Origin of the sequence: Palleronia sp., assembly GCF_042089775.1 — a bacterium.
In the GTDB taxonomy this organism is placed as follows: domain Bacteria; phylum Pseudomonadota; class Alphaproteobacteria; order Rhodobacterales; family Rhodobacteraceae; genus Palleronia.
Genome location: NZ_JBELKF010000148.1, coordinates 1 through 5,215 on the forward strand (window position 1 = coordinate 1; position 5,215 = coordinate 5,215).

The following is a 5,215-nucleotide window of genomic DNA, read 5'->3' on the forward strand; positions in this document are numbered from 1 at the left end:
CGGATCGGTGCGGTAGCTGTTCTGCCCGCGGCTGTCGGGCACCCCTGTCTCGCTTCCCGGCATCTTGACCTCCCTCATTGGCGCAGCGCCGCCCGCGCGGCCTCGTATTCGCGCGCGAGCCGGGCCACGACCTGCGCCGCGGGCTCCAGCACCTGCGACTGCGCCACCGCCTGCCCGGCACTCCAGACCTGGCTCCAGGCCTTGGGCCGCTCCGGGTCGGACTTGTCTTGCATGCGGCGCGGCTGCGCGTGGCGGGCTTCGTCGGGATCGACCCCCGCGGCCTCGACGCTCGCCGTGAGGTAGTTGGCATGCGTGCCAGAGAACAGCGGCGTGTAGGTGATGCCATCCGAGGCGGCGGCGAGGATCATCTCCTTGTGCCCCTCGGGCGCGATCGCCTCCCTTGTCGGGATAAAGACCGTGCCCGCATAGGCGAACGCGCAGCCCAGCACCTCGGCCGCGAGGATGGCGCGGCCATTGGCGATGGCACCCGACAGCACCAGCGGCCCGTCGTAAAAGCCGCGCACCTCCTCGACCAGCGCGAAGGGGCTAAGCGTGCCGGCATGGCCGCCCGCGCCCGCGCAGACGAGGATCAGCCCGTCGACCCCGGCCTTGAGCGCGCGGCGCGCGTGGCGCGGCTTGATCACGTCGTGAAACACCAGTCCGCCGTAGCCATGTACCGCCTCGACCACCTTGTCGGGGGCCGAGAGCGAGGTGATGACCAGCGGCACCTTGTGGCGCACAATGGCGGCGAGGTCGTCGTCGAGCCGGGTATTGTAGTCGTTGACGATGAGGTTGACCCCATAGGCGGCCGGGGTCTCTCCGGTGTCGCGGCGATACGCCTCCAATCGGGTCTCGATCTCTGTGAGCCATGCGTCCAGCCGCTCAGCGGGGCGCGCGTTGAGCGACGGGAAGGTGCCGATCGCCCCGGCGCAGCACTGCGCCACCACCAGATCGACGCCGGAGGCGAGGAACATCGGCGCGCAGATGAGCGGCAGCTTCATCCCCGCCCCGAGCGCCGAGGCAGGCCCGCTTGCCGCGATGTGACGTTGCTCGGTCATGTCGTCCTCACTTTGCTGTCGATGATGGGCCCGGCGCCGGGTCGGCGGGCCGCGATGTCTCTGCGCAGTTCCGCGCGAGAAGCCGTCTCGCCCGCACCGCCACCGGGGACTGCACGGGCTCGGCGGGCGTGCCGCCGTCGATGGCGGCGATGTGGCGAATCCAGTCGAGGTCCTGCGGGATGGCGCCGAAACCGGCGCGGGCCGGAGCGATCTGCCGGGGATGGATCAGGCACTTGCCGCCGAGGCCGAGCTCATGGGCATGCCGCGCGTCATCGGCCACCGCCGCCGCGTTTTCGACGCCGATCGACACGCCGTCGAGCGGCGCGGGACGCTCGGCGAGCCGCGATGCGAGCACCATGCGGCTGCGCAGCGGCAGCAGGGCGAGGCGGGTGTGGGCGCAGCCCATGTCCTCCGACAGGTCGATCGAGCCTAAGGCCAGCCGGTCCGCGCTCAGCGCGATCGCCTCGACGTTCGACAGGCCGCGCGCCGTCTCGATCATCGCCACGATCCTTTGCCCCTCTCCCAGCCCGGCGCGCAGCCGGGCGACCTGCTCGGCGCTTTCGACCTTGGGCAGCACGACACCGTCGACGCCGCTCATCCGGGCGAAGGCCACGTCGTCACGATACCAAGGCGTGCCGGTGCCGTTCACCCGCAGATAGAGCTTCACCACGCGGTGCTCGGGCAGCGCGCCCGCCGGGATGCGCCGCACCCCTGCCTTGCTGTCGGGAGCCACGGAATCCTCGAAATCGATGACCACGGCATCGGCCCCCGCCTCACAAGCCGCGGCAAAGACATCCGGCCTGTCGGCGGGCACGAAAAGCGGAAAGCGCGGCGTGTCTTCGCCTTGATCGATCAGTTCCATGCGATCCTCCGCTCCTGGCAGCGCCCCTGATGGCTCGGTGATCGCGCGCGCATGGTGCATGCCCTTTCGGTCTCAGCCGCCTTGCGGGCCGCTGTTGCGCAGGATCTCTTCTTCGGTGCGCTGCCACAGCTCGAAGGCCATCGGATCGCTGCGCTCTTCGAGCAGATGCCCGACGAGACCGATCGAGCGGGCCATGACGCCGAAGCCGCGCACGATCTGCCATGGAAAGCCGAACTCGCAGCAGATCGCCCCGATCGCGCCAGTGGCGTTGATCGGCAGCGGCTTGCCACGCGCGGCCTCAGCCTCGCGCTGGATCGCCTGCATCAGGGCCACGTAGTCGCCAGACAGCCCGTTCTGGGCCGCGATCTCGAAAAGGCGCGGCGTGCGCGGGTCCTCGGGCTTGTGGAGCGGATGGCCCAGACCCGGCACGATGGCCTTGCGCGCGGCGTGACCGGCGACGACCTCGCGCGCGATCGCATCGAGATCCGCGCCTTGGCCTGTCCGCTTGGCGGGCAGCGCCTCGTAGAGCATCCGCGCGGCCCCCTCCATCGAGCCCACGAAGACCGTGCCCAGCCCGTTGAGCCCCGCGGCCACGGCACCCTGAAGCGACTCCGGCGCGCCCATATAGGTCAGCCGCGCCACCATCGCCGAGGGGGTGATGCCATGCTCGACCAGCGTGATGACGATGGCGTTGAAGACCTTCGACTCCTCAGGCGTCGGCTTGCGATGCGCGGTCAGCAGGAAAGCGAGATCGCCGAGGTTCATCTCGCCCAGGATCTCGCTCGGCAGATCGAGGCCGCGCACGGTGATCCGGTCGGCGGTGCTCCAGCCGATGTCGGAGGTCAGGCGGTCCTTGCGCTTGGGCACGGGTGGTCCTTTCAGGTCAGGATGTCGGCCCCGGTGACGGCGCGGACGGCGTCGAGGCTGTTGCCGGGGGTCAGCTCCACGAGCCGGAAGCCATCGGGCGTCACGTCGAGCACCGCGAGATCGGTATAGACCCGGCGCACCACGCCGAGGCCCGTCAGCGGGTAGGTACAGCGCTTGAGCAGCTTCGGGCTACCGTCGCGGTCGGTGTGGCGCATCATCACGAGGATGGTCGGCACCCCGGCCACGAGGTCCATCGCGCCGCCGACGGCGGGGGGGAACTTCTCGTCCAGCGTCGCCCAGTTCGCAAGATCGCCGGTTTCGGCCACCTGGTAGGCCCCGAGCACGGCGATATCGATATGACCGCCGCGCATCATCGCGAAGCTGTCGGCATGTTCGAAATAGGCGGCCCCCGGCGCGGGCGTAACATAGCGCTTGCTGGCGTCGATGAGCTCAAAGTCCTCCTCGCCCTCGGGCGGGGTCGGGCCGACGCCGAGGATGCCGTTCTCGGAGTGGTAGATCACCTCGCGCCCCTCGGGCACATGGGCCGAGACATGGGTGGGCTTGCCGATCCCGAGGTTGACGTAGGAGCCATCGGGGATGTCGCGCGCGACGCGGGCGGCCAGTTCGGCATCGGTCAGGCGATTGAGAGACATGGCGTTCATGGGCGCACCCCGTATTCCACGACACTTTGGACGAAGATGCCCGGCGTCACCACCAGTTCCGGATCGAGCGGCGCGCGCGACAGCTGCCGCACCTCGGCCACCGCGTGGCGCGAGGCCATGGCCATCACCGGGTTGAAGTTGCGCGCCGTCGCGTGGAAGCTCAGATTGCCCCATGGATCGCCGCGATCCGCGCGCAGCAGCGCGAAATCGGCCGGAAGCGGAGCCTCCAGCACATAGCCCTTGCCGTCGATCACCCTCGTCTCCTTGCCCTCGGCCAGAAGCGTGCCGTAGGCGGTGGGGGTCAGAAAGCCGCCAAGCCCCGCCCCGGCCGCGCGAATACGTTCAGCCAGCGTGCCTTGTGGGACGACCTCGAGCGCGATCTCGCCCGCCTCATAGCGCCGCTCGAACCAGATCGAGCCGGGCGAGCGCGGATAGGAGCAGATGACCTTGGCCACCCGGCCCTCTTTCAGCAGCTTCGCGATCCCGGTCTCGCCCGCGCCCGCGTTGTTGGAGATCACCGTGAGCCCGGTCGCGCCCTGCTCCAGCAGCGCGTCGATCAGCCCGAAGGGGATGCCCGAGGAGCCGAAGCCGCCGATCATCACCGAGGCCCCGTCGGTAATCGGGGCCACGGCCTCGGCCAGATCCGCCTTGCTCTTGTCCATGAGTCTCTCTCGTCTCTGAAATCAGACCTTGGCCGCGCCGGAGCGCCGCTTCAGCCCGAGGTTGACGGCGATCACCGCGGCCAGCACGCCCGCGCCGATGAGGCTGGTCGTCAGTTCGGGAAACAGGATCAGCACGCCGCCCGCCGCAAAGGCGATCCGGCTCGGTACGCCGATCCGGCCGATCCCGTAGATCCAGGCCTCGAAGGCCGAGGTGATCGCCCAGATCGCCACCAGCGTCAGCGCGACCCGCTCGATGATCTGCAGCCATGTGCCTTCCATGATCAGCGCCGGGTCGTAGACGAAGATGAAGGGCAGCACGAAGAGCGGCATGCCGAGGCGCATCGCATGAAAGCCGGTCTGCATCGGCTTGGAGCCTGCCACGTTGGCCGCCGTGATCGCGGCCAGCGCCACGGGGGGCGTGATGTAGGACAGCATGCCCCAGTAGAGGATGAACAGGTGGCTGGCGATCGGGTTGAGCCCAGCCTGCATCAGCGCGGGCGCCAGCAGGATCGACAGGAAGATGTAGCAGGCCGTCACCGTCATCCCCATGCCGAGCACGAAGCTCGTCACCGCGCCCGCTATCAGCATCAGCGCCGTGTTGCCGCCCGCATAGAGCAGCAGCTCGCGCGAGAAGGCGCCCGCCACGCCGGTATAGGACAGCCCGCCCACGACGAGGCCGATCCCGGCCAGCACCGCCACGAGGCTCGCGATGTTCGACGAGATGTCCAGAAGCAGCGCCTTGGCGCGCGTCCATGTCAGGCGGGTGTCGCGGTTGAACGCCGTCGCCACCAGCATCACCACCGAGGCGTAATAGGGTGAGCGCGCCTCCAGCCGCATTCCCATCAGCACGAAGATCAGCACCGCGAGGCTCAGAAGATAGGGCCAGCCCGATCTGAGAACCGGCCAGAGCGGCGGCAAATCCTCGCGCGGCAGGCCCATCAGCCCGCGCCGCGCGGCATACATGTCGACTTGCAGCAGAAGGGCCGCGTAGAACATCAACGCCGGGATCACCGCGGCGATGACGATGGCCGAGTATTGCACCCCGAGGAACGAGGCCATGACGAAGGCCACGGTGCCCATCACCGGCGGCATCAGCGTGGCGCC

At 69.1% G+C, this 5,215-nt stretch carries 6 protein-coding genes; all 6 read right to left on the reverse strand.

The features are described 5' to 3' along the window. Nucleotides 1-74 precede the first annotated feature (74 nt). A complete protein-coding gene (locus tag ACFDS3_RS18790; RefSeq protein WP_375263873.1) occupies nt 75-1,058 on the reverse strand; it encodes an NAD(P)H-dependent flavin oxidoreductase in 984 nt (327 codons plus the stop codon). Between the two features lie 7 nt (nt 1,059-1,065). Further along, nucleotides 1,066-1,920, reverse strand: coding sequence for an HpcH/HpaI aldolase/citrate lyase family protein (locus ACFDS3_RS18795; RefSeq protein WP_375263874.1), 855 nt, complete (start codon nt 1,918-1,920; stop codon nt 1,066-1,068). A gap of 72 nt (nt 1,921-1,992) precedes the next feature. After that, nucleotides 1,993-2,787: a citryl-CoA lyase gene (locus tag ACFDS3_RS18800; protein WP_375263875.1), complete on the reverse strand. Its 795-nt coding sequence runs from the start codon at nt 2,785-2,787 to the stop codon at nt 1,993-1,995. A gap of 11 nt (nt 2,788-2,798) precedes the next feature. Then, nucleotides 2,799-3,449, reverse strand: coding sequence for a 3-oxoacid CoA-transferase subunit B (locus ACFDS3_RS18805; RefSeq protein ID WP_375263876.1), 651 nt, complete (start codon nt 3,447-3,449; stop codon nt 2,799-2,801). After that, on the reverse strand, nt 3,446-4,111 hold the full coding sequence (locus tag ACFDS3_RS18810) for a 3-oxoacid CoA-transferase subunit A (RefSeq protein ID WP_375263877.1): 666 nt from the start codon (nt 4,109-4,111) through the stop codon (nt 3,446-3,448). The genes ACFDS3_RS18805 and ACFDS3_RS18810 overlap by 4 nt, the downstream gene beginning before the upstream one ends. Nucleotides 4,112-4,132: 21 nt before the next feature. Beyond that, a partial coding sequence (locus ACFDS3_RS18815; protein ID WP_375263878.1) for a TRAP transporter permease occupies nt 4,133-5,215 on the reverse strand: 1,083 nt, incomplete at its 5' end.

Bases quoted from the DNA above. Each gene is read 5' to 3' on its own strand.
- ACFDS3_RS18810 (WP_375263877.1), bottom strand. From the start codon at position 4,111: ATGGACAAGAGCAAGGCGGATCTGGCCGAGGCCGTGGCCCCGATTACC.
- ACFDS3_RS18805 (WP_375263876.1), bottom strand. From the start codon at position 3,449: ATGAACGCCATGTCTCTCAATCGCCTGACCGATGCCGAACTGGCCGCC.
- ACFDS3_RS18790 (WP_375263873.1), bottom strand. From the start codon at position 1,058: ATGACCGAGCAACGTCACATCGCGGCAAGCGGGCCTGCCTCGGCGCTC.
- ACFDS3_RS18795 (WP_375263874.1), bottom strand. From the start codon at position 1,920: ATGGAACTGATCGATCAAGGCGAAGACACGCCGCGCTTTCCGCTTTTC.